This window comes from Streptomyces catenulae (assembly GCF_000718015.1).
Taxonomy (GTDB): Bacteria; Actinomycetota; Actinomycetes; order Streptomycetales; family Streptomycetaceae; genus Streptomyces; species Streptomyces catenulae.
On sequence record NZ_JODY01000015.1, the window covers coordinates 26,158 to 48,140 of the forward strand.

The following is a 21,983-nucleotide window of genomic DNA, read 5'->3' on the forward strand; positions in this document are numbered from 1 at the left end:
CCCCGCAGCTCCGGATGGCTCCCGGCGGCGGGCACCCTCGGGCGGAAAGTGGCCGGATTGGGTGGCTGAGGGGGCGGCTGGTAACCTGGTCCACTGCGCTTCGTGCCCTCTCCGTACGTGGCGCAACTCGAAACTCCAACGAACCTGAAAAGGCTCTTTCGTGGCGAACATCAAGTCCCAGATGAAGCGGATCAAGACCAACGAGAAGGCTCGTCAGCGCAACAAGGCTGTCAAGTCCACTCTGAAGACCGCGATCCGTCGCACCCGCGAGGCCGTGGAGGCCGGTGACCTGCAGAAGGCCACCACCGCCCAGGCCGAGGCCGCCAAGAAGCTCGACAAGGCCGTCAGCAAGGGTGTCATCCACAAGAACGCCGCCGCCAACAAGAAGTCGGCGCTGGCGAAGAAGGTCGCCGGCCTCAAGGGCTGAACGACCTCCGTCGGACGGCCTGCCGTCTGACCTGCACCACCCCGCCGTCGGGGACCCAGCGGCCCCTCTCTCCGCTCCTCGCACGGTGCACCACCGCGCCGCACACGGCCTGCGTTCGCCACGCGGGTGCGGCGCACCCCGGCCCACCCGGCCTCTCGCCGGGCGCGCCGACACATGACACATACGGAAAGCCCCGCCGGTGCCCTTCCCCAGGGTCGGCGGGGCTTTCTGTCGCGCGTTTCCGGGCGGGGCGGTTCGGGCTCCGGGCGGGGCCTTCGGGGCTCCGGGCGGGGGCGGTGGGCCGGACATTGAGCGTCGGGCCCGGGACGGTGACCGTGGGGCCGTGCGGTGGGGTTCGCCGGGCCGGGGCGTTGTCGGTGGGGTCCGTTACTCTGCGGGCATGTCGATCTCGGGGGATTCCGGCCGTTCCTACGGCCCGCCGCAGCCGAACCCTTACGGCGGTCCGGTCCCGGCACCGTCCCATCCGTACGCCCCGCCGCCGCCCGGCGGCTTCGGGCCGCCCGTTCCGCCGCAGCCACCGGCTCCGGACACCGGCGGTAAGGGCGCGTCCGGCTGGATATGGGCGATCGGCGGCGCCGTCGCGACCAGTGCGCTCTGGGGCTCGCTGCTCTTCGCCACCGGCGGGTTCAGCGGTGAGCCCTCCCCGGACCTCGCCGGATACACGTACACCTCCGACCTGTGCGCGGACACCTCCCTCAAGCCCTTCGAGGACGGCCGGTACCGCCCGTCGCAGAACCCCTCCACCTCCGGCGCCAACCCGGAGCACAGCGGCTCCCAGCAGCCCTCCGTCGACTCCATGTGGTGCAACATCACGCTGCAACAGGACGGCGGAAGCAGCTCCGACTACTCCTCGGCGACCGTCTACACCACCGCGGTCCTGCACAAGAAGAGCGACCCCGCCCCGGAGTTCGCCGACACCTACCGCGCCTACGAGAAGCAGAGCTCGCCCTCGAACCACTACAAGGTCACACCGGTCGAGGACCTCGGCGACGAGGCGTATCTGGTGACCCGCGAGGGCCAGGACAGCAACACCGGGCGGTACGCGATCCTCGCCGTCCGCCACGGCTGGACCACCTACCAGACGACCTGGTCCAGCTACGCCTCCGGCCGGAGCACCAACAACCAGCCGACACCGGAGGACGTGGGCGACATGCTCAAGGCCAGCACCCGGGAGACGCTGGCGAAACTACGGGGGTGAGGGGGCTGGGGGCTGGGGCCGCCGGTCGGCGGGGGCCGGGGCCGGGTAGGGCCTTCGCCCGGGGCGGAGGCCGGTGCTTGCCGGGTGCCGGGAGGCTCGCCGGTCGGCCGGGCCCCGGGCCTGGCGGGGCCTTCGCCCGGGGCGGACGGGGCGGTTGCCGGGTGCCCGGGTATCGGGGTGCCGGGCCGTCCCCGGTCAGGGGCTGAAGGCGGGCGTGGCCTTCCGCGGGTCCGGCGCCGACCGTTCCGTGTGGGTCAGCGGGAGCGGGCCGCGCGGGCGACCGCCACCACGGCCTTCTCCAGGGCGTATTCGGGGTCGTCCCCGCCGCCCTTGACGCCTGCGTCGGCGGCGGCCACCGCGCGTAGCGCCGTCGCCACGCCATCCGCCGACCAGCCACGCATCTGCTGCCGTACGCGGTCGATCTTCCACGGCGGCATCCCCAGCTCACGGGCGAGATCGCCGGGGCGGGCGCCGCGCGGGGCGGAGGCCAGCTTGCCGATGGCGCGGACGCCCTGGGCGAGCGCGCTGGTGATCATGACGGGGGCGACGCCGGTCGCGATCGACCAGCGCAGCGCCTCCAGCGCCTCGGCCGCCCGGCCCTCCACCGCACGGTCGGCGACGGTGAAGCTCGACGCCTCGGCCCGACCGGTGTAGTAGCGCGCGACGACCGCCTCGTCGATCGTGCCCTCGATGTCGGCGGCCAGCTGCGCACAGGCCGACGCCAGCTCCCGCAGATCGCTGCCGATCGCATCGACCAGCGACTGGCACGCCTCGGAGGTCGCGGAGCGCCCCGCCGCCCGGAACTCGCCCCGCACGAACGACAGCCGATCGGCGGGCTTCGTCATCTTCGCGCACGCCACCTCGCGGGCGCCCGCCTTCCTGGCGGCGTCCAGCAGCCCCTTGCCCTTGGCGCCGCCCGCGTGCAGCAGCACGAGCGTGATCTCCTCGGCGGGCGAGGTGAGATACGTCTTCACGTCCTTGACGGAATCCGCTGACAGATCCTGGGAGTTGCGCACCACCACGACCTTGCGCTCCGCGAAGAGCGACGGGCTGGTCAGCTCGGCGAGGGTGCCGGGCTGGAGCTGGTCGGAGGTGAGGTCCCGCACATCGGTGTCCGCGTCGGCGGCGCGGGCAGCCGCCACCACCTGCTGGACCGCGCGGTCCAGCAGCAGGTCCTCCTGGCCCACCGCGAGCGTCACGGGGGCGAGCGGATCGTCGTTTGCACTCTTCCTGGCCATCGCGTTCCAGCATCCCACGCCCCACCGACAGTCCCGCCCCGCGCACCCGCCGGACCGGCCCGTCCGGCACGCCGGTCCGCTGACCGACAATGGCCGGGTGAGCGATGCACGACACGTACTGGTACTGCCCGACCGCGACGCCGCCGAGGAGGTGGCCGAGGCCCTGACCGAACGCTTCGGCGTCCCCGAGGAGCCCCAGCTCGTACGGGACGCCCTGGCCGGGGAGGACGACGCCGAGGACGCCCAGTGGCTGGTGGTCGTCGAGGACCCGGACGGCCGCTACGACGCCCACCGGCTGGACGCCCTCGCCGCCGAGCACGAGGGGTGGCGCGAGAGGGAGTAACGGCCGGCGGGGCCGGGCCCGTGCGGCGGCGGATCCGGTGGCGGGAGGCCCAGCCGAAGCGGCACGGGCGGCTGCGGTGTGCCGGAGGGGTGTGGCCGGGAGGGCGGCGGAGGCCGCTGGTCCTGTCGTCGGGGCGGCGGTCCTCGGTGGTCACCGCCAGGTGCCGGTGGGTGCCGAGCACCGCCGACGCGCCCCCGGTGTCGGTGCGCAGGACCATGGCGCCCCCGCGCCGTAACGCGTCGACCGTGCGGGGCGCCGGATGGCCGTACGGGTTGTCCGCGCCCACCGAGATGAGCGCGAGCCGCGGTGCCAGGCGTTGGAGCAGCGCCGGGTCCTGATGGGCGGAGCCGTGGTGGGCGACCTTGAGGACGTCCACGGCGGTCAGCTCCGGGTGCGCGGCCAACAGGGCCTGCTGGGCGGGTGGTTCGAGGTCTCCCAGGAGCATCAGGGTCAGATCGCCGCTGTGGACGAGCAGCGTCACGCTGGCGTTGTTGGGCCCCGACGCGCCGCCCGTGCCGTCCGCCGGGGGCCACAGGACCTCCCAGCTCAGCTGCCCCAGACGGCGCCGCTCCCCGGGCACCGCCGGGACCACCGGGACGCCCGCCTCCGCCGCCGTACGCCGGACGGACTCCGCCTGTCCGGGCGGCTCCCGCAGCGTGGTCGTCTCGATCAGGCCGACCGACCGGCCACGCAGCACCCCCGGCAGCCCGTCGACATGGTCGGCGTGGAAGTGGCTCAGCACCACCACGGGCACCCGCCGCACCCCCAGGGCCGTCAGACAGCGGTCCATCGCACGGGGCTCCGGCCCCGCGTCCACCACCAGGGCCGTACCGTCACCCGCCGCCAGGACCAGGCCGTCGCCCTGCCCCACATCGCAGGCCACCGCCCGCCACCCCGGCGGGGGCCAGCCCGTCACCACCCGGGTCAGCGGTACCGGCCGCCACACCACCAGGACCAGCGCCAGCGCACACACCGCGCACAGCCACCGGCGGCGCAGCACCCGCCGCCCGAGCGGCACCAGCACGACCGTGACGGCGGCGAGCGCGAGCCCGCCCGTCCAGCCACCCGGCCAGCCGAACTCCGCCCCGGGCAGCGCCGCCCCCGTACGCGCCACCCCGGCGATCCAACCGACAGGCCAGCCCGCGCACCACGCCAACGCCCGGGCGAGGAAGGGGAGTACGGGCGCCACGGCGAGCGCCGCGTACCCGAGGACCGTGGCCGGGGCGACGGCCAGCTCCGCCAGGAGGTTGCAGGGCACCGCCAGCAGGCCGACCCGGGCCGCGAGGACCGCGACGACCGGGGCACAGACCGCCTGGGCGGCGGCAGCGGCGGCGATCACCTCGGCGAGACGCGGCGGCACCCGGCGCCTGCGCAGGGCCGCGCTCCAACGGGGCGCGAGCACCAGGAGCGCCCCCGTGGCCAGGACCGACAGCAGGAACCCGTAACTGCGGGCCAGCCACGGGTCGTAGAGCACCAGCAGCAGCACCGCCGCGCCCAGGGCGGGCAGCAGGGAGCGGCGGCGTCCGGTGCCGATCGCCACCAGGGTGATCAGGCCGCACGCGGCGGCCCGCAGCACGCTGGGGTCCGGTCGGCACACGACGACGAAGGCGAGCGCGAGACCGCCCCCGGCGAAGGCGGTGGCCCGCAGTGAGAGGCCCAGGCGCGGGGCCAGACCGCGGCGTTCGGCGCGGGAGGCGAGGTGCGGCGGGCCGATCAGCAGCGCCAACACGATGGTGAGGTTGCTGCCGGACACGGCGAGCAGGTGGGTGAGGTCGGTGGCCCGGAACGCGTCGTCGAGGTCGGGCGGCACCCGTGAGGTGTCCCCCACCACCAGGCCGGGCAGCAGCCCGCGGGCGTCGGGCGAGAGTCCGTCGGAGGCGTCGCGGAGCCCGGCGCGCAGACCGCCGGCCAGCCGCTGGAGCCCGGACGGTGCGCCGGTGACCTGCGGCGGGCCGTCGGCGGTGATCCGGAGGACGGCGGCGATCCGGTCGTCGGGCGGCATCGGCGGGGCGGCGCGCACCGGCATCCGGACGCGGGTGGTCGGCAGCAGCGTCCGCCACCGCTCCAGGACCTCGCCGTCGGCCTTCCCGGCCCGGTCCGGGGCCTGATCCGCGCCCGTGACCTGGGGTTTCGCTGCGTTCTTCGGGTGTTCCTGGTCGCCGTCCCGGCTCGCCACGACGACGAGGGCGGGCGTACGGAGCGCGGTCACCGAGCCGTCCGGGGCGGTGAGGCGCACCACGTCGGCGGTGAACACCAGGGACGGCGGCAGCCGGTGCGATCCGCGGACCTTCGGGCGGACCGTCCGGGGGTCGCCGGTGACCTCCATCTCGGCGGTGAGGTGGGCATGGCGCGCGGCCCAGGCGGGCAGCGGGCCGCGCCGGACGTCCGCCGCGTGCAGCGCCGCGTCGGCCGCGCCCGCCGCCCCGCAGAGCAGCACCGACGCCAGGGCCACCAGCGCCCCGGCGGACCACAGGGGCGGCGCGCCGGTGCGCGGACCGCCCGCCGTCTCCGTCCGGCGGCGCCGCATCGCCGCCCGGAGCACCGGTACGGCGAGGGCGACCGCGAGGGCACAGACCGTCGCCACCACACCCACCGGGGCCCCCAGGGCGAGCGCGGCGGCGCCCCATGCCGCCGTCGCCGGTGCCACCAGGCGCAGGTCGGTCGGGGCCTCCGGGCGCGGTTCCGTGGCTCCGGGCGCGGGGTCCGCCGCCGCGCGGGCGGTCCGGTTTCCGGTGTTCACGGCTGCACCAGGGGTTGCAGGTCGGCGAACTTGCGGTCGCCGATCCCGGTCACCTCGCGCAACTGGTTCACCGAGGTGAACCCGCCGTGCCGGGTACGGAATTCGACGATGTGCCGGGCCAGTACCGGGCCGACGCCCGGCAGGGTGTCGAGCTGTTCCACGGTCGCGGAGTTCAGGCTGACCGGCTGCCCGGGCCCGGCGGCGCCCGGCGCGCCTCCCGCACCGCCGGACGAGGCCGCGCCGGGCGGCCCGTTGGCGCCCTCGCCGGGGCCCGCCGCGCTTCCCGCCTTGCCGACGACGATCTGTTCGCCGTCGACCAGCAGCCGGGCGCGGTTCAACCCCTGGGTGTCCGCCCCGCGCAGCACCCCACCGGCCGCGGCCAGCGCGTCCATCACCCGCGTCCCGGCCGGTAACCGGCGCACCCCGGGGTGCTCGACCTTGCCCACCACATCGACCATCAGCTGTCGGCCCGCGCCACCCGCGCTCGCCGCGGGCGCGGGAGCGGCACCTGACGGGCCGTGCCCCGGCGATCCCTCGGGTACCGGTACCGCCCGTTCCGCCGCCGGGGCCCGCACCGGCTCCGGCCCACCGGACCGGAAGTGCTGCACCGCCAGGACGAGCGCCACCACCAGCACCACCCCGAGCGCCGCCAGCGCCTTCGTCTCCGTCCCGAACCGCGCCTGCATCCACAGGGGCAGCCGCTCCCCCACAGCCAGCCGCACCCGCGCCCGACGGGTGAGAACGGGCTGACCTGCGGTGCCGTACGGCATGGAGGCGTGGCGGAGTCCGGAGGCCCTGGGGTGAGGGCTCGGGGTCCGCTCCGGGGCCGGGTCAGGGGCGGGCTCCGGGGATGCCTTACGGGGCGGGGCCGCCTCCTGCGCCGGGGCAGGCCCGGGGCTCTCCGTGTGACGCAGCCCCTCGGCCTCGGCGGGTCCGGGCTCCGGAGGCGCCTCGCGCGACAAGGCTGTCCCATCGCCCCCGCCATCCTCATCGCGCCCGTCGCTCCCGCCGCCGAGGGCAGCGGGCCCAGGGCTCCACCTGCGGCGCGCCCCGAGGCCAGGGCCGCCCTGCTCCCCGGAAGCCCCGCGCGAGGGATCCACCTCACCCCCGAGGGCAGGCCCCGGGCCCTCCCCGCCGCCGGAGTCGCCGGAGTCAGCGCCCGCCCGGTGCCCCGGCCCGGCGGCCCCGCCGCCGACCGCCGTCACCTCGGCCGCAAGCTGCCCGGACCGCCCCAGGTCAGGCCCGGTTGCCCCCGCCCGCCCCAGGCCGGAGGCAGCCACCGGGACCGGGACCGGCCCCGCATCCCGCCCGTCGCCTTCACCCCCGTGCTCCCGCTCAGGCTCCGGCTCCGTCCCCGTACCGAAGAGGGCAGCCGCTCGCGCCCGTACCGCCGTCGAGGCCGTCGTACGGCGCTCGTCCCGCCGCCTCGTGCGGCCGTCGCTCCGCGCCGGGGACGGATCGCGCCCCGCACCCGAGGTCTCCGGGGCACCGGCCCCGGCGCCACCGCCCGTCTCACCACGGCGTGACGCCCCACCCACCGAACGTGACTCTCTGCTCATGCCGACCGACGGTAGGCGGCCCGCGCCGACCGCGCCGAGCGGCGTCAAATCCGGTGGATAACCGGTGAGTTGTGGATAACCACATCACCCGGAGGGGTGGTGCCCCGCCGCCGAGTCCGACTACCCGGCGTATCCCTGGCCCACCTCCCCGGCGGTGTCGGGGACGGCCCTACCGCGGCGCGACCACAACCCCCAGCAGCCCGGGTCCGGTGTGGGCGCCGATCACCGCGCCGACCTCGCTGACATGGAGTTCGTGCAGGCCCGGTACGCGGTCGCGCAGGCGGGCGGCGAGGGCGTCCGCGCGCTCCGCGGCGGCGAGGTGGTGCACGGCGATGTCGGCCTCGCCCTCGCCCGCCCGCTCCGCGGCGATCTCCTCCAACCGGGCGATGGCCTTGGAAGCCGTACGGACCTTTTCGAGGAGTTCGATGCGGCCGTCGGCCAGTTGCAACAGAGGCTTGACGGCGAGTGCGGAGCCGAGGAGGGCCTGGGCGGCGCCGATGCGGCCGCCGCGGCGCAGATAGTCGAGGGTGTCGACGTAGAAGTAGGCGGAGGTCGCGGCGGCACGGCGCTCGGCCGCGGCGACCGCGGCGTCGGCGTCGCCACCGGCCTCGGCGGTCTCGGCCGCGGCCAGGGCGCAGAAGCCGAGGGCCATCGCGACCATGCCGGTGTCCACGACCCTTACGGGTACCGGCGAGTGCCGGGCGGCCAGTACCGCGGCGTCGTAGGTGCCGGAGAACTCGGAGGAGAGGTGCAGCGAGACGATCTCGGTGGCACCGGAGGCGGCGACCTTGCGGTAGGTGTCCGCGAAGGTCGTCGGGGCGGGGCGCGAGGTGGTCACCGGCCGCCGCTTCTGCAGTGCCTGGGCGACGGATCTCGCAGAGATCTCGGTGCCCTCCTCCAGGGCCCGGTCCCCCAGGACGACGGTCAGCGGGACGGCCGTGATGCGGTGGCGCTGCAGTGCCACCGGCGGCAGGTAGGCCGTGGAATCGGTGACGATGGCGACATGGCGGGACATGAAGGGGAGGTTATCGGGGGAGGACCGGCAGCCGACAGTGCGGGGCCGTTCCGCCCTTGGTCAGGGGCTCTCCTGCTCCGGCCGCCCGGCCCTGAACAGGGCGGACGCCCCCGTGCGGCGCCGTGCCCCGGCCCGTCCGCGCCCCGTCCTCAGTTGGCCCGCTCCGGCCCCGGCGACTTCTGCCAGGAGGGCGTCTTCTGCCAGGAGTACGCGGAGCGGCGGCGCGGATCCGCCGCCGGTATCGCCTGCGGCTGCTCCGCCTCCGGTTCCGGGGCGGCCGACGACCGGGCGGCGCCCGACCGGCCCGGGGCCTCGGTGGAACCGCTGTCGGCGGCGCCGTCCGCGGCGTCCGAGGCGCGGGTCCAGTGGCGCAGCGCGCCCGATTCGACGTCGATCTGATCGCTCAGCGACGACAGATCGTCCTCGGCGAACTTCCGCTGCCGGTCACGCGCCGCCCAGCGCAGCGACTCCGCGGAGTGGGTGATGCGCTCCAGGCGTTCGCGCAGCTCGGGCAGGCGGGCGGCCGTGGTGGCGCGGTCGGGCTCGCGCTCCAGACGCCTGAGCTCGTCGTCCAGCGCACGGCCGTGGGTGCTGAGGCGGTCGAAGAGGCCGAGCGCCTCGCTCAGCGACCCGTCCTCGGCCGCGCCTTCGCGCAGCGCCTCCTGGGTCGCCCGCATGGACGTACGCAGGGACAGCCGCAGCTGCGCCAGCTCGCCCGGGACACCGGGCTTGGCCAGCTGCCGCGCCCGCAGGCCGGTGTCCTCGACCGTCCGGCGGGCCTGGGCGACGGTGCGGTCCACCCCGCGCTTGGTCACCTGCACCGCCTTGACGGTCACGAAGACCCCCGCGACGACGAACAGCAGGAAGAGCAGCCCCACGATGGCGATGGCGGCTTCCATGGGCTCTCCCGGAACAGTTTCGGCGCCGGTCGGTCACCCGCGCCCGTCCCTCCACCGTAAACGGATCGGGCAGGTTGCGGGCCCTGACGGAACCCCCAACCTGCCCGTAGGGGAAACCCCCTAGAACCACGGCCGAAGCCGCCCACGTCGCATCATGCGGGCACGATGTTGACCAGCTTCGGCGCGCGGACGATCACCTTGCGGATCCCCGCGCCGCCCAGCGCCGCGACCACCGCGGGCTCGGCCAGCGCCGCCGCCTCCAGGTCCGCGTCGGAGATCGTCGGGGCGACCTCCAGACGGGCCTTGACCTTGCCCTTCAGCTGAACGACGCAGGTCACCGTCTCGTCGACGACATACGCCGGGTCGGCCACCGGGAAGTCGGCGTGCACCACCGAGTCGGTGTGGCCCAGCTTGCGCCACAGCTCCTCGGCGATGTGCGGCGCCAGCGGCGCGATCAGCAGCACCAGGCGCTCCGCGACGCCGCGCGACACCGGGCCCGCCGCCTTCGTCAGGTGGTTGTTCAGCTCCGTGACCTTGGCGATGGCGGTGTTGAACCGCAGGTTCGCCATGTCCTGGGTGACCCCGTCGATCGCCTTGTGCAGCGCCCGCAGCGTCGCCTCGTCCGGCTCCGCGTCGACGACGGTGACCTCACCGGTCGACTCGTCGACGACATTGCGCCACAGCCGCTGCAGCAGGCGGTACTGGCCGACGACGGCGCGGGTGTCCCAGGGGCGGGACACGTCCAGCGGGCCCATCGCCATCTCGTACAGGCGCAGCGTGTCCGCGCCGTACTCGGCGCAGATCTCGTCCGGCGTGACGGCGTTCTTCAGGGACTTGCCCATCTTGCCCAGGACGCGGCTGACCTTCTCGCCCTGGTGGAAGTAGCCGCCGTCGCGCTCCTCGACCTCGGCCGCCGGGACGGCGATGCCGCGCTTGTCGCGGTAGACGAACGCCTGGATCATGCCCTGGTTGTACAGCTTGTGGAACGGCTCGGAGGACGAGACGTGCCCCAGGTCGAACAGGATCTTCGACCAGAAACGGGCGTACAGCAGGTGCAGCACCGCGTGCTCGGCACCGCCCACGTACAGGTCGACGCCCCCGTGGGGCTGCCCCTCGCGCGGGCCCATCCAGTACTGCTCGATGCCCGGGTCGACCAGCGCGCTGTCGTTGTGCGGGTCCAGGTAGCGCATCTCGTACCAGCACGAACCGGCCCAGTTGGGCATGGTGTTGGTCTCGCGGCGGTAGCGCTGCACACCGCGGCCGTCGCCCAGGTCCAGCTCGACGTGGACCCAGTCGCCGTTACGGGAGAGCGGGGTCTCCGGGGAGGTGTCGGCGTCGTCCGGGTCGAAGGTGCGCGGGGAGTAGTCCTCGACCTCCGGCAGCTCCAGCGGCAGCATCGACTCGGGCAGCGCGTGCGCCACGCCGTCCTCGTCGTAGACGATCGGGAACGGCTCGCCCCAGTAGCGCTGGCGGCTGAACAGCCAGTCGCGCAGCCGGAAGTTGACGGTGCCCTCGCCGATGCCCTCGGCGGCCAGCCAGTCGGTGATCTTCGCCTTGGCCTCGGTGACGCCCAGCCCGTCCAGGCTGATCGTGTCGTCCGAGGAGTTGACCAGCTTCGCCTCGTACGAGGAGAACGCGTCGTCCCAGGTGGTGGTGTCGGTGCCGCGGTCGTCGGAGGGCTGGACGACGCAGCGCATCGGCAGCTCGAAGGCGCGCGCGAAGGCGAAGTCGCGGCTGTCGTGCGCCGGGACCGCCATGATCGCGCCGGTGCCGTAGCCCATCAGCACGTAGTCGGCGATGAAGACCGGGATCCGCTCGCCGCTGACCGGGTTGGTGGCGTAGATGCCGGTGAAGACGCCGGTCTTGTCCTTGGCCTCGGCCTGCCGCTCGACGTCCGACTTGCTCGCGGCCTGCTTGCGGTAGGCCGCGACGGCCTCGGCCGGGGTGGCGTGGCCGCCGGTCCAGACGTCGTGAGTGCCCTCGGGCCAGGCGTCCGGCACCAGGGAGCCGTCGGCGATCAGCTCATGCTCGGGGGCCAGCACCATGTACGTCGCGCCGAACAGGGTGTCCTGGCGGGTGGTGAAGACGGTGATCGTGCGCCCCGCGGCGGGGAAGTCGACCCGGGCGCCCTCGGAGCGGCCGATCCAGTTGCGCTGCTGCAGCTTGATCGCCTCGGGCCAGTCCAGGCCGTCCAGGTCGTTCAGCAGGCGGTCCGCGTAGGCGGTGATGCGCATGTTCCACTGGCGCAGCTTGGACTTGAAGACCGGGAAGTTGCCGCGCTCGGAGCGGCCCTCGGCGGTGACCTCCTCGTTGGCCAGCACGGTGCCCAGGCCGGGGCACCAGTTGACCGGCGCGTCCGAGGCGTACGCCAGGCGGTACTCACCCAGGACGGTCGCGCGCTCGGCGGCGGACAGCTCGCCCCAGGGGCGGCCGTCGGGGGTGGGCCGGGTGCCGGCCTCGAACTGCGCGACCAGGGTGTCGATGGGGCGCGCCCGGTCGGCCTCCGGGTCGTACCAGGAGTTGAAGATCTGCAGGAAGATCCACTGGGTCCACCTGTAGTACGTCGGGTCGATCGTCTCGACCGAGCGGCGCTGGTCGTGGCCCAGGCCCAGGCGGCGCAGCTGGCGCCGCATGTTGACGATGTTGGCCTCGGTGGAGACCCGCGGGTGGGTGCCGGTCTGCACGGCGTACTGCTCGGCGGGCAGGCCGAAGGCGTCGAAGCCCAGGGTGTGCAGGACGTTGTGGCCCGTCATGCGCTGGTGGCGGGCGTAGACGTCGGTGGCGATGAAGCCCAGCGGGTGGCCGACGTGCAGGCCCGCACCCGAGGGGTACGGGAACATGTCCATGATGAACTTCTTGGGGCGGGCGACGACGGCGGCGTCACCGGCCAGGTCACCGCTCGGGTTGGGCGCCTCGTAGGTGCCCTCGGCCTCCCAGAAGTCCTGCCAGTGTGCCTCGATGTCCGCGGCCAGGGCGGCGGTGTAGCGGTGCGGGGCCGCCTCGGGTGCGCCCTCACCGGCGGGGGAGGTGGTCGTCTCGCTCATCTCTTCAAGCTCCATCGATCGTCTCTGCCTGCGGCTGCCGCGGACACGGTTGCTGCGGAAACAAAAAGACCCCTCGCACAGGAGGGGACGCCGCGCCGATGCCGACCCGGACGGCCACCGTGGGTGGCCCGGTCGGTACTGATCAGCGCGGCCCGCTAAGCAGAAGGCGTACGGCACGCATGGCGCCAGGGTACCGCAGGGGGCTCGGGGCCCGCGTCGAGGATTACCCACCGGCGCGGGCCCCGGCCCGCGCGCCCCCCGAATTCAGGGGCGCGCCGACCTCGGGATCAGTGGCGGTACGACTCGATGTAGCCGTTCGCCGGGGAACCGACACCGGTGACGTCGTCGTAGCCGGGGCGGGCGCTCAGGGAGCTGTCCTGGCCCAGGCTGCGCAGCGAGGTCGTGGTGCCCTTGGCGGCGTCGACACCGTTGACGTAGTCGGTCCGGACGACCGCCAGACCGCGGCCCGCGCCCAGCGGGTGGTCGGTGACGTCGTGGTAGACCGGGGTGCCGTACCGCTGGTAGATCGCGGGGTTGGCGAAGCCGATCGGGATGCCGTGCCGGGCCTGCTGGGCGAGCGCCTGGATACCGGCGATCACGGGTGCGGCGAGCGAGGTACCTCCTATGCGGTACTCGTCGTAGCCCTGCTTGCCACCGGGCAGGGTCTGGGTCTGCCCGACCAGGAAGCCGGTGTTGGGGTCGGCGACCGCGGCGATGTCCGGGACGGTGCGCATGGCCTTGCCGCCGCCCGCCTCCGCCAGCCCGGACGGGACGACTCCGCGCTGGTAGAAGGGCTGCGCGACGGTCTTGCTGGTGCCGCCGCCCGCGCCGCCGCTGAACGCGCCGGGGAAGCCGTCCCAGCTCGCGCCGTCCTTGGAGAGCACCGCCTTACGGGTGCCCCAGCCGGTCTCCCACTGGTACGTGTCGTGCTTGCCGACGGCGAGCGCGGTGCCGCCGACGGCGGTGACCCAGGCGGAGTTCGCCGGGGTGTCGACCTGCTTGGTGCCGGTGTTGTCGACCTCGTCGCCGTTGTCACCGGAGGAGAAGTAGAAGCCGATGCCCTCGACCGCGCCCTGCTGGAAGACCTGGTCGTAGGCGGCGGCCACGTCCGGCGTCTCGTTGGCCTCCAGGTCGCCCCAGGAGTTGGAGACGATGTCGGCGAGACGGCCGTCGACGACCCGGCCGAGGGTGTCGAGCAGGTCGTCGTCCATGCAGGAGGCGGCCCCGGCGTAGACGATGTCGGCGGCGGGCGCGACGGCGTGGACGGCCTCGACGTCGAGGGTCTCCTCGCCGTACCAACCGGCGGCGCCGCACTCCTCGATGTGGTTGTAGTCGCCGGGCAGCACCTGGGTGAGCTGGCCCGGGCGGTACCCGGCGTCGCCGTTGCGGGCCGCGTAGTGGGCGGCGTCGGCGGCGATGGTCGGCGAGGCGAAGGCGTCGGTGATCGCGACGGTGACGCCCTTGCCGGTCCACCTCCCCGCCCCGTAGGCGGCGCGCAGCTGCTTGCCGGTGTAGCCCTTGACCGCGTACGGCGCCTTGGTCCCGTAGGCACCCGGCAGCCCCTTGGCGGTCCGGGAGCCGTGGTACGTGGAGAACGGACCGGCGTTACGGAAGACGGCGGGCGGCGGGGGCAGCTCGGTGGAGTGGTGCCGGGCCATCTTGGGCGCGTTGTCCAGGCCGGTCACGGTCAGCACGGCGCCGCCCAGCGCGGCGGGGGCGGAGGCGGTGGCCGAGGGGGCGTGGTAAGTGTGGCCGTCCTTGCGGTAGTTGTGCAGGTCGGTGGCGAAGGCGCGCTCCGCGGCCGAGGCCGGACCGTGGACGGTGAGGTAGCGGCTGCCCGCCTCGGTGACCTTGAGCCCGGCGCCGCGCAGCCAGTCGCTCACGGCGTCGATCTGCTGCCGGGTGGCGCCGTAGCGCGCCTTGACCTGGGCGGCGCTCAGGTATTTCCCGTAGTGGGCGGAGTGCGGGTCGGAGACCGCCTCGGCGTACGAGGCGAGCCCGTCGGCGTCCCGGCCCGCGAGGTAGACCCGGGCGGTGATGCCGGTGTCCGCGGCGGTGTCACCGCGGTCGGACTGCTGGGTCGCCCACACCGGTTTGGTGCCGCGGAGCTCATGCCGTCCACCGTCGTGGCCTGCGGCGTCGGCGGCGGGCGCGCCGAGCGCGAGCGCCCCGGCGATCAGCGGCAGGGCGGCCGCCCACGCCGTTGCGGTGCGCGCCCGCCCGGCTCTGCTGCGGCTCGATCTCATGGAACCCCCTGTGGTGACGATGCGGTAGGTGCTGACGGTGGCACCGCGACCGGTTCCGCGACGGCGGCTCGCCGTGCGCGCCGCCGTACACCGGCGCGGTCCGGTGCCTCGCGTGCGGCGTGGGACGAGGGAGGTGACATGCACGCGATGCGTCACTCTTTCGGTGAAATGTTCACGTCAGGGGCATGAGCACGCCAAGAAGACCCCAAGGAACGGCAAGGAGAGGCAAGGAATGGGCGAGATACGGAAGGGAGCGAAAGCGGGCGCGGACGGCGGCAAGGGGCGGAAAGCGGGCGGAAGGTGAGCAGACGTCAGAGTACGGCGGGGTCAACCGGTCGCCCGGGAGGTCACCACGCGCGGCGCGGAACACCGCCCCACCGGCGCCCACTCCCCCACCCCGCACGGCTCGCCCCCGGGACCGCCGCCGTCATGCCCTACGTCACACCCGCCCCGTACCGCCCGCCCTATGGCGCACACCACACACAGCGGCCGTACGGAGAAACGGAGGTACAACGAAGAGCGGGCCGCCCTTTTCGGACGGCCCGCTCTGATTCCTGTGGAGCTAAGGAGAATTGAACTCCTGACCTCCTGCATGCCATGCAGGCGCTCTACCAACTGAGCTATAGCCCCAGGTCTTCTCCGCTGCGGTCTCCCGCGGCGACATCGACTACATTACACGGCCCTCCCGGGCTTCTGCCAAATCGCTCCTGCTCCGGCGCCCGGAAGCGCCCGGGGTACTGTCGGCGGACCGTGCCCGATTCGTCCTGGGGAGCCGTACGCCGTGACCGCGCCGGAGCTGGAACAGTCCACCGATTCCGGCGGCCGCGCCCCCCTGACGGGGGCGCCGGGACGCCGGGCGGTCCGGTGGGCCGCGGTCGGCTGCCTCGTCTCGTTCGCGGCGTTCTGGACCGCCCAGCGGCTGGCGCGGGTGACCATGATCGACCTCATGGTCTACCGCGCGGAGGGCTGGACCGCGCGCACCGGCGCGGACCTCTACGACATGGTCGCCACCTCCGCGCACCTGCCCAACACCTATCCGCCCTTCGCCGCGCTGCTGTTCACCCCGCTGACCCTGGTCGACGTGGGCACCATGCGCACCCTGGCCACGGTCGGCAACCTCCTGCTGCTGATCGCCGTCGTCCACCTCTCGCTACGGCTCGTCGACCGCCCGCACCGGCTGCCCCGCCCGGCCGCGACGCTCGCGCTCTCGGCGCTGCTGGTGTGGTGCGAGCCGGTGTGGACGACCCTGCGCTACGGGCAGATCAATCTGCTGCTCGCGGTGCTCGTGCTGTGGGACCTGACCCGCCGGGACGGCAACCGCTGGGCCGGGATCGGGATCGGCGTCGCGGCGGGGATCAAGCTCACGCCCGCGCTGTTCGCCGTCTTCCTCGCGCTCGCCGGGACGGTCCGCGCCGTCCGGCTGCTGCGCGACGGCGCCCCGCTGCGGACCGCGCTGCGGGTGCCCTGGCTGCGGCAGGCGGCGGTGGCCACCGTGACGTTCCTCGCCACCGCCGGACTGTCCGCGCTCGCGCTGCCGCGCGACGCGCACCGCTTCTGGACCGAGATCGTCTTCGCCGCGGACCGCGTCGGCGACGTCGAGATCACCGCGAACCAGTCGCTGCGCGGCGCCCTCGCCCGGCTGCTGCACACCCAGGACCCGGGCGGCGTCTGGCCGGTGGCCGCCGCCCTGACGGTCGCCGCGGGGCTGGCCCTCGCGGTCGGTGCGCTGCTGCGCGGGGACCGCGCCTGGGCCGCCGTCAGCTGCGCGGTGACGGCCCTGCTGATCAGCCCGGTCTCCTGGTCGCACCACTGGGTGTGGTGCGTACCGGCGCTGATCCTGCTCGGCTCCGAGGCACTGGCCCGCACCGGCGGCGCGGCCCGGCGGTGGTGGACGGCGACCGGCGCGCTGGCGCTCCTGTTCGTCAGCTTCGCGCTGTGGTGGGTGCCGCACGCCTGGCACCGCCACGAGGAGCTGCACCAGAACCCGCTCCAACTGCTGCTCTCCGACGTCTATCCGCTCGCCGGAATCGGCCTGCTGGCGCTGTGCGCGCTGCGGCTGCGCCGGACGGCACGCGGCGCCCGGGACCGGCCCGGAACCGTGGGCGCCCCCCCTCGGTGACATGACGTGGGTGCGGGCCCGGGCCGTGGCTCACACGGCGTCAGGCGGGGCCGTGCGTACGGCGGTCGGGGAGCCGAGGCCGGAGCCGCGCTCAGGCGGTGGCGAAGGAGTAGAAACGCTTCAGCGTGCAGTGTTCGTCGAGGAGGCGGCCGTAGATCGGCTCGCCGTCCAACTCGCGGTAGGTCTCGATCGGGTCGCCCTTGATGACGAGTGCGCGGGCGCACTCCTCGCACCAGTACTGGAACGCGGAGTTGAGCGGTTCCATGTCACGGACGATCGGCGTACCGCTGCCGCACCAGTCGCATTTCCTGCTGTGGGCTCCCATCGGTCAGCTCCAACTGTGGCCGCAGGACGTACAGACGAAAGAGACGCCGCCGTTGTCACCGAGCATCTGCGCCACCCGGCCGGAGCCACAGGTGGGGCACTGCAACGACGGGGTCGCACCGCGCGGGAAGGCGGTGTCCGGCAGCCGGTGCGGGCACGACGGCCCGGCGGCGGGCAGGTCGGCGACCTTCCCGAGGATGCTCCTGGGCATCGCGTCCTCTCCTCCCCTGCCGGCCGTCCGATTCTGCCACGGACCACCCGGCGGGACGGCCTGGTCACGGCGCGGGCCCGGACGCGACGGCCCGCGCACCGAATCTGCCCGCGCCACCGGCCCCGAACCGTCCGGCCCCGGGCCCGTCCCGACGGCGTCGCAGATACAGCAATGATCCCGCCTCGCGCGATCCAGTGCGGGACTGGAATCCGTGAGACGGGATCATCCGGGTTGTGGAGCTAAGGAGAATTGAACTCCTGACCTCCTGCATGCCATGCAGGCGCTCTACCAACTGAGCTATAGCCCCGGGTCTTGTTCCGCCCCTCCGGGTTTCCCCCGGCGGCGCCGCGAACAAGAAGAACTTTAGCCTGCGACCTGCCCAGATGTGAAATCCGGGTCCGCGGGACGCTCCGCGGGCGGCTCAGGTGTCGTCGCCGAGCACCGGCTCCGGAAGGGTCCCGGCGTTGTGCTCCAGCAGCCGCCAGCCGCGCGCGCCCTCGCCCAGCACCGACCAGCAGCAGTTCGACAGTCCGCCGAGCCCCTCCCAGTGGTGCGCCTCCAGGCCCAGCAACCGGCCGATGGTGGTGCGGATGGTGCCGCCGTGGCTGACGACGACGAGGGTGCCGTCGTCGGGCAGCTTCCCGGCGTGCTCCAGGACCACCGGGGCGGCCCGGTCGGCGACCTCGGTCTCCAGCTCGCCGCCGCCGCGCCGCACCGGCTCACCGCGCTTCCAGGCGGCGTACTGCTCGCCGTAGCGCGCGATGATCTCCTCGTGCGTCAGGCCCTGCCAGGCTCCGGCGTACGTCTCCCGCAGCCCGGCGTCGTGCGTCACCGCGAGCCCGGTCAGGGCCGCCAGCTCACCGGCGGTCGCCGCGGCGCGGCGCAGGTCGGAGGCGACGACGGCGTCCGGGCCCAGGGCCGCGAGCAGCCGCGCGGCGCGCCGGGCCTGCTCCCGGCCCGCCGCCGTCAGCTCGATGTCCGTGGAGCCCTGGAAGCGGCGCTCCAGATTCCAGGCGGTCTGGCCGTGGCGCCACAGGACGATGCGGCGACCGCGGCCCGCGGAGGTGCCGTTCAGTTGCTCGCTCCCTCTGCCTCGCCCACCGTGGCCTCGGCGTGCTCGGCGGCCTTGCCGCGGGTCGCCTTGGCGTCCTCGGGAAGCTCGATCTCGGGGCAGTCCTTCCACAGGCGCTCCAGCGCGTAGAAGACGCGCTCCTCGCTGTGCTGGACGTGGACGACGATGTCGACGTAGTCCAGGAGGACCCAGCGGGCCTCGCGGTCGCCCTCGCGGCGGACCGGCTTGGCGCCCAGCTCCTTGTTGAGGCGCTCCTCGATCTCGTCGACGATCGACTTGACCTGGCGGTCGTTGGGCGCCGAGGCGAGCAGGAAGGCGTCGGTGATCGAGAGGACGTCGCTGACGTCGTACGCGATGATGTCGTGCGCGAGCTTGTCGGCGGCCGCCTGGGCGGCGGCGTTGATGAGCTCGAGGGAACGGTCCGTGGCGGTCACAAGCGGCTTTCGGGTCGGGGCGGGCCGTCCTCCGGCCCCGGGCACACGGCCCACGGCGGCACCGCCCGGACGGGCGGTTCGAACGGCTTCGGATTCTTCTCAAGGGTCTCACGGACCACCGACACACCTGCCGGGGATTTTCCGGCGGCCCGACGCCGCAGGTCAGGCGGGTACGGGAAAGGGGCGGCCAGCTACTCGAGTGGTAGGTGGCCGCCCCTTTCCCGCGGCGCTCAGCCCCGGTAGTCCTGTCCCAGGACGACCGTGATGTCCGCGTTGGCGGCGCCGTGCGCCTTGCGGACCGCGCCGTCCGGCAGCCCCAGCGTCTTGGCGACCTCCGCCGCCCTGCCGTGGTCCGCGGCGTCCTCGTACGTGACCTGCGAGGCGGCCTGGTCGGCGTCCGCGGTGCCGCCGCTGACGTAGGTGTAACCGCCGTTGACCAGCGCCGCCTGTGCCTTGGGGGCGGCCTTGGCGGCACCGGTGGCGTTCCGTACCGAGACCCGCGGGGTGCTGTTCGGATCGGTCTTCTTGACCGTGCCGCCGAGGACGTTCTTGACGACGGAACCGGCCGCGTCCGGGCCCAGGGTGCCGTTGGCCTGCACCGGCAGCAGCAGCGTGCCGTAGGCGCCGGTCTTCGCCAGCTCCGCGCGGACCGCCAGCGAGCTGCCCAGCTGTGCCTCGGTGAGCGGCGGGTCGAGCACCTGGAGCAGCGACTTCACGGTGGCGGTGGCGCCGTCGGCGTCGCTGGAGACCTTCTTCAGCGTGGCCTGCATGACCTGCCCGAACCGCTTGAGCTGCTTGTCCTGCGTCTCGCCGGGGCCGCGGTAGGTGGCGTAGGCGACCGCGGACTGGCCGTTGAGGAGTCGCTCATGGCCCGGCTTGACCAGGGGTGAGTCGCCGTGCTTCGCGCCGGGGACGGTGGTGTCGGTGTCGACGGAGATACCGCCGACGGTCTCGACGAGGTTCTCCAGATACGGGGTGTCCAGCCGCCAGGACGCCTTGAGGTCGGCGCCGAGCAGGGTGCCGAGGGAGTCCCGGGTGGGCTCGGTGCCGTCGTCCTTGACGGACTTGCCGAGCGTGGTGGCGGTGCCGTCGTCCTTGGTGAGGATGAGGTTGTTCGGCAGCAGCACGGTGGTGCCCTTGCCGGTGGTCTCGTTGTCGACCAGCAGCGCGGTGGAGCTGTCGCCGGTGCGGGTGTCGCGGAGGTGGACGACGAGGACGTCGCGCTTCTGCCCGGCGCCCGCCTCGGCGGCGGCGCCGCCCGGACCGCTGAGCCCCGGCAGCTTCCCGGCCCACCAGAGATAGCCGGTACCGCCCGCCACCAGCAGTACGAGCAGCACCACGAGCAGCACCCGGCGGCTGCGACCGCGGCGTTTGGCCTCCTCGCGGCGCTCGGTGCGGCTCTCGGTGAACTTCAGCCAGTCGATGACGTCCTCGGAGTCCTCGTCGGGCTCCTCGATGAACGCGAACTGCTCGGTGCGGTAGTCCGGACCCCGGTCGGCGCCGGGTGCGGATGCCTCGGGGCCGTCCGCCGGGTCCGCGTCCTCGGTCGGGCGGCGCTGCTCCGGCGGTCGCGGCGGCTGTTCGCGGTGGTGCTGCGGCTCCTCGGGGTAGCCGCGCGGTGCCTCCTGCTCGACGGGGCGGTGCCCGGACGGGGCGGGGTCGGCGTAGCCGGGCCGGGCGTAGCCCTGCGCGCCGTACTGCGGCTGCCCGGCGTAGCTCTGCTCCCCGTAGGGGGCGCCGCCGTACGTCTCCTGGCCGTAGCCGGGCTGCCCGTACGGCTGCTCGTAGCCGGACGGCGCGTAGGACGGCTGCTCGTAGCCGGGGCGGGGGGCCTGCTGCGGGACCCAGTTCTGCTGCGGGGCGCCGCCGCCGGGGACCGGGTTCCCGTAGGGGTCGTAGTTCTGGGTGTGGCCGTCGTAGCCGTGGCCCTGGCCCCCGTAGGGGTCGTGGCCGTAGGACGACGGGTCGCCGTACGGGGCGGCGGGCCGCCCGTACGGGTCGTGGTGCGGTTCCTGGCCGGGTGCGGTGTCCTGGTGCACCGGCTGGCCGTACGCGTCGTAGGTGTACTCCTGCCGACCCTGCCGCCGCTCCTGGGCGTACGGGTCGGGGGTGTACGGGTCCTGCGGCCCGTACGGGTCCTGTCGGTCGGTCACCGGTGCCCCTTTCGATCCGCCCCGTCAGCCGTTCTCGCGGTAGAGCTGCTTCTTGTCGATGTAGCGCACCACACCGTCGGGCACGAGGTACCAGACCGGGTCGCCCTGGGCGACGCGCGCCCGGCAGTCGGTGGAGGATATGGCGAGCGCGGGCACCTCGACGAGGGAGACCGCGCCGTCCGGCAGCCCGGGGTCGGCGAGCACATGGCCCGGCCGGGTGACGCCGATGAAGTGCGCGAGGGAGACCAACTCCTCGGCGTCGTGCCAGGTGAGGATCTGTCCCAGCGCGTCGGCGCCGGTGATGAAGAACAGATCGGCGTCGCCGTGCAGCGCCCGTAGGTCACGCAGCGTGTCGATGGTGTACGTCTTGCCGCCGCGGTCGATGTCGATGCGGCTGACGGAGAACTGCGGGTTCGACGCGGTCGCGATGACCGTCATCAGATACCGGTCCTCGGCCGGGGACACCGTTTTGTGGCTCTTCTGCCACGGCTGCCCGGTCGGGACGAAGATGACCTCGTCGAGGTGGAACTGGCTGGCCACCTCGCTGGCGGCGACAAGGTGTCCGTGATGGATCGGGTCGAACGTCCCGCCCATCACTCCGAGTCGCCGCTTCACGGGCTCTGTGTGCTCTCCCATGCGTGCAGACCCTACTGGGCGCCGCGGGGTGCCGGAGGCCGGGTACCGGGCTCAGCGGTCCCGGTTGAAGCGCGTGGTGATCACCAGCAGGAGGAGCAGGACGACGAAGGCGCCGCCGCCGGTGACGAGCGGGTTGAGGCTGTTGTGCTGGCCTCCCTCGGCAAGGGCGACCAGGGACTGTGCGGAGGTGTGCAGGCTCATCGGCGGGGGACCAATCCGGGCTGGGGGCGGGCAGAGACTTCCGCCACATCGTAAGCGGCGGGCCCGCGCGGGCTCACGGCGACTCCGCCGGGGAGCGGTGCGG

The 21,983-nt window shown here is 73.8% G+C and carries 17 protein-coding genes, 2 tRNA genes and 1 pseudogene; 4 read left to right on the top strand and 16 right to left on the bottom strand.

The window, feature by feature from the left end; all coding sequences use genetic code 11:
* Window positions 1–160: 160 nt before the first annotated feature.
* The gene (rpsT, locus tag IF23_RS0115085; RefSeq protein WP_030283819.1) at window positions 161–427 is read left to right on the top strand and encodes a 30S ribosomal protein S20; all 267 of its coding nucleotides are present in this window, start codon (window positions 161–163) and stop codon (window positions 425–427) included.
* 400 nt (window positions 428–827) lie between these two features.
* Complete coding sequence (locus IF23_RS0115090) at window positions 828–1,646, top strand: hypothetical protein (RefSeq protein ID WP_281179969.1); 819 nt, start codon at window positions 828–830, stop codon at window positions 1,644–1,646.
* 254 nt (window positions 1,647–1,900) lie between these two features.
* Here IF23_RS0115090 and holA read toward each other — a convergent pair whose 3' ends face one another.
* Entirely contained in the window at window positions 1,901–2,884 is a 984-nt protein-coding gene (holA, locus tag IF23_RS0115095) for a DNA polymerase III subunit delta (protein ID WP_030283824.1), read from the bottom strand.
* Between the two features lie 97 nt (window positions 2,885–2,981).
* Here holA and IF23_RS35395 point away from each other — a divergent pair, with 97 nt between their 5' ends.
* On the top strand, window positions 2,982–3,227 hold the full coding sequence (locus IF23_RS35395) for a hypothetical protein (protein ID WP_030283826.1): 246 nt from the start codon (window positions 2,982–2,984) through the stop codon (window positions 3,225–3,227).
* Window positions 3,228–3,369: 142 nt separating this feature from the next.
* Here IF23_RS35395 and IF23_RS31240 read toward each other — a convergent pair.
* From IF23_RS31240 to IF23_RS0115135, 7 genes and pseudogenes are all read right to left on the bottom strand, one after another.
* Window positions 3,370–5,967 (bottom strand): annotated as a pseudogene (locus IF23_RS31240) (ComEC/Rec2 family competence protein); the annotation flags it as partial.
* Window positions 5,964–6,737 (bottom strand): ComEA family DNA-binding protein, encoded by a 774-nt coding sequence (locus IF23_RS0115110; RefSeq protein WP_078653993.1) that lies wholly within the window; start codon window positions 6,735–6,737, stop codon window positions 5,964–5,966. The gene IF23_RS0115110 and the pseudogene IF23_RS31240, both read right to left, overlap by 4 nt.
* A gap of 958 nt (window positions 6,738–7,695) precedes the next feature.
* Window positions 7,696–8,541, bottom strand: coding sequence for a DegV family protein (locus IF23_RS0115115; RefSeq protein WP_030283830.1), 846 nt, complete (start codon window positions 8,539–8,541; stop codon window positions 7,696–7,698).
* A gap of 149 nt (window positions 8,542–8,690) precedes the next feature.
* Window positions 8,691–9,440, bottom strand: coding sequence for a hypothetical protein (locus tag IF23_RS0115120; protein WP_030283832.1), 750 nt, complete (start codon window positions 9,438–9,440; stop codon window positions 8,691–8,693).
* 152 nt (window positions 9,441–9,592) lie between these two features.
* Entirely contained in the window at window positions 9,593–12,484 is a 2,892-nt protein-coding gene (gene leuS, locus IF23_RS0115125; RefSeq protein WP_030283833.1) for a leucine--tRNA ligase, read from the bottom strand.
* A gap of 287 nt (window positions 12,485–12,771) precedes the next feature.
* Complete coding sequence (locus tag IF23_RS0115130) at window positions 12,772–14,730, bottom strand: S53 family peptidase (protein WP_030283835.1); 1,959 nt, start codon at window positions 14,728–14,730, stop codon at window positions 12,772–12,774.
* A gap of 557 nt (window positions 14,731–15,287) precedes the next feature.
* Window positions 15,288–15,360, bottom strand: a tRNA-Ala gene (locus IF23_RS0115135).
* A 151-nt stretch (window positions 15,361–15,511) separates the two neighbouring features.
* Between IF23_RS0115135 and IF23_RS0115140 the strand changes: the two genes are divergently transcribed.
* Window positions 15,512–16,849, top strand: coding sequence for a glycosyltransferase 87 family protein (locus IF23_RS0115140; RefSeq protein WP_051739586.1), 1,338 nt, complete (start codon window positions 15,512–15,514; stop codon window positions 16,847–16,849).
* A gap of 91 nt (window positions 16,850–16,940) precedes the next feature.
* On the opposite strand, the gene IF23_RS0115145 is transcribed toward IF23_RS0115140, so the two are convergent.
* From IF23_RS0115145 to IF23_RS34440, 8 genes are all read right to left on the bottom strand, one after another.
* A complete protein-coding gene (locus IF23_RS0115145; protein WP_030283838.1) occupies window positions 16,941–17,174 on the bottom strand; it encodes a hypothetical protein in 234 nt (77 codons plus the stop codon).
* Between the two features lie 3 nt (window positions 17,175–17,177).
* Window positions 17,178–17,384: a hypothetical protein gene (locus IF23_RS0115150; protein ID WP_030283840.1), complete on the bottom strand. Its 207-nt coding sequence runs from the start codon at window positions 17,382–17,384 to the stop codon at window positions 17,178–17,180.
* 234 nt (window positions 17,385–17,618) lie between these two features.
* Window positions 17,619–17,691, bottom strand: a tRNA-Ala gene (locus IF23_RS0115155).
* A gap of 114 nt (window positions 17,692–17,805) precedes the next feature.
* Complete coding sequence (locus IF23_RS0115160) at window positions 17,806–18,459, bottom strand: histidine phosphatase family protein (RefSeq protein WP_030283842.1); 654 nt, start codon at window positions 18,457–18,459, stop codon at window positions 17,806–17,808.
* On the bottom strand, window positions 18,456–18,890 hold the full coding sequence (gene rsfS / locus IF23_RS0115165) for a ribosome silencing factor (protein WP_030283844.1): 435 nt from the start codon (window positions 18,888–18,890) through the stop codon (window positions 18,456–18,458). The genes IF23_RS0115160 and rsfS overlap by 4 nt, the downstream gene beginning before the upstream one ends.
* Window positions 18,891–19,120: 230 nt before the next feature.
* Window positions 19,121–21,043 carry a LytR C-terminal domain-containing protein gene (locus IF23_RS0115170; RefSeq protein WP_030283846.1) on the bottom strand — a complete coding sequence of 641 codons (1,923 nt, stop codon included), beginning with the start codon at window positions 21,041–21,043 and terminating at the stop codon, window positions 19,121–19,123.
* A gap of 24 nt (window positions 21,044–21,067) precedes the next feature.
* Window positions 21,068–21,679, bottom strand: a complete 612-nt coding sequence (gene nadD / locus IF23_RS0115175; protein ID WP_051739587.1) for a nicotinate-nucleotide adenylyltransferase — start codon at window positions 21,677–21,679, stop codon at window positions 21,068–21,070.
* Window positions 21,680–21,730: 51 nt separating this feature from the next.
* Window positions 21,731–21,880 (bottom strand): hypothetical protein, encoded by a 150-nt coding sequence (locus IF23_RS34440; RefSeq protein ID WP_169750007.1) that lies wholly within the window; start codon window positions 21,878–21,880, stop codon window positions 21,731–21,733.
* Between the last annotated feature and the right edge of the window lie 103 nt (window positions 21,881–21,983).

Excerpts from the sequence above, each read along its gene's own strand:
- IF23_RS0115090 (WP_281179969.1), top strand. The coding sequence starts at position 828 with ATGTCGATCTCGGGGGATTCCGGCCGTTCCTACGGCCCGCCGCAGCCG.
- holA (WP_030283824.1), bottom strand. The coding sequence starts at position 2,884 with ATGGCCAGGAAGAGTGCAAACGACGATCCGCTCGCCCCCGTGACGCTC.
- IF23_RS0115110 (WP_078653993.1), bottom strand. The coding sequence starts at position 6,737 with ATGCCGTACGGCACCGCAGGTCAGCCCGTTCTCACCCGTCGGGCGCGG.
- IF23_RS0115115 (WP_030283830.1), bottom strand. The coding sequence starts at position 8,541 with ATGTCCCGCCATGTCGCCATCGTCACCGATTCCACGGCCTACCTGCCG.
- IF23_RS0115120 (WP_030283832.1), bottom strand. The coding sequence starts at position 9,440 with ATGGAAGCCGCCATCGCCATCGTGGGGCTGCTCTTCCTGCTGTTCGTC.
- leuS (WP_030283833.1), bottom strand. The coding sequence starts at position 12,484 with ATGAGCGAGACGACCACCTCCCCCGCCGGTGAGGGCGCACCCGAGGCG.
- IF23_RS0115130 (WP_030283835.1), bottom strand. The coding sequence starts at position 14,730 with ATGAGATCGAGCCGCAGCAGAGCCGGGCGGGCGCGCACCGCAACGGCG.
- IF23_RS0115145 (WP_030283838.1), bottom strand. The coding sequence starts at position 17,174 with ATGGGAGCCCACAGCAGGAAATGCGACTGGTGCGGCAGCGGTACGCCG.
- IF23_RS0115150 (WP_030283840.1), bottom strand. The coding sequence starts at position 17,384 with ATGCCCAGGAGCATCCTCGGGAAGGTCGCCGACCTGCCCGCCGCCGGG.
- nadD (WP_051739587.1), bottom strand. The coding sequence starts at position 21,679 with ATGGGAGAGCACACAGAGCCCGTGAAGCGGCGACTCGGAGTGATGGGC.
- IF23_RS34440 (WP_169750007.1), bottom strand. The coding sequence starts at position 21,880 with ATGAGCCTGCACACCTCCGCACAGTCCCTGGTCGCCCTTGCCGAGGGA.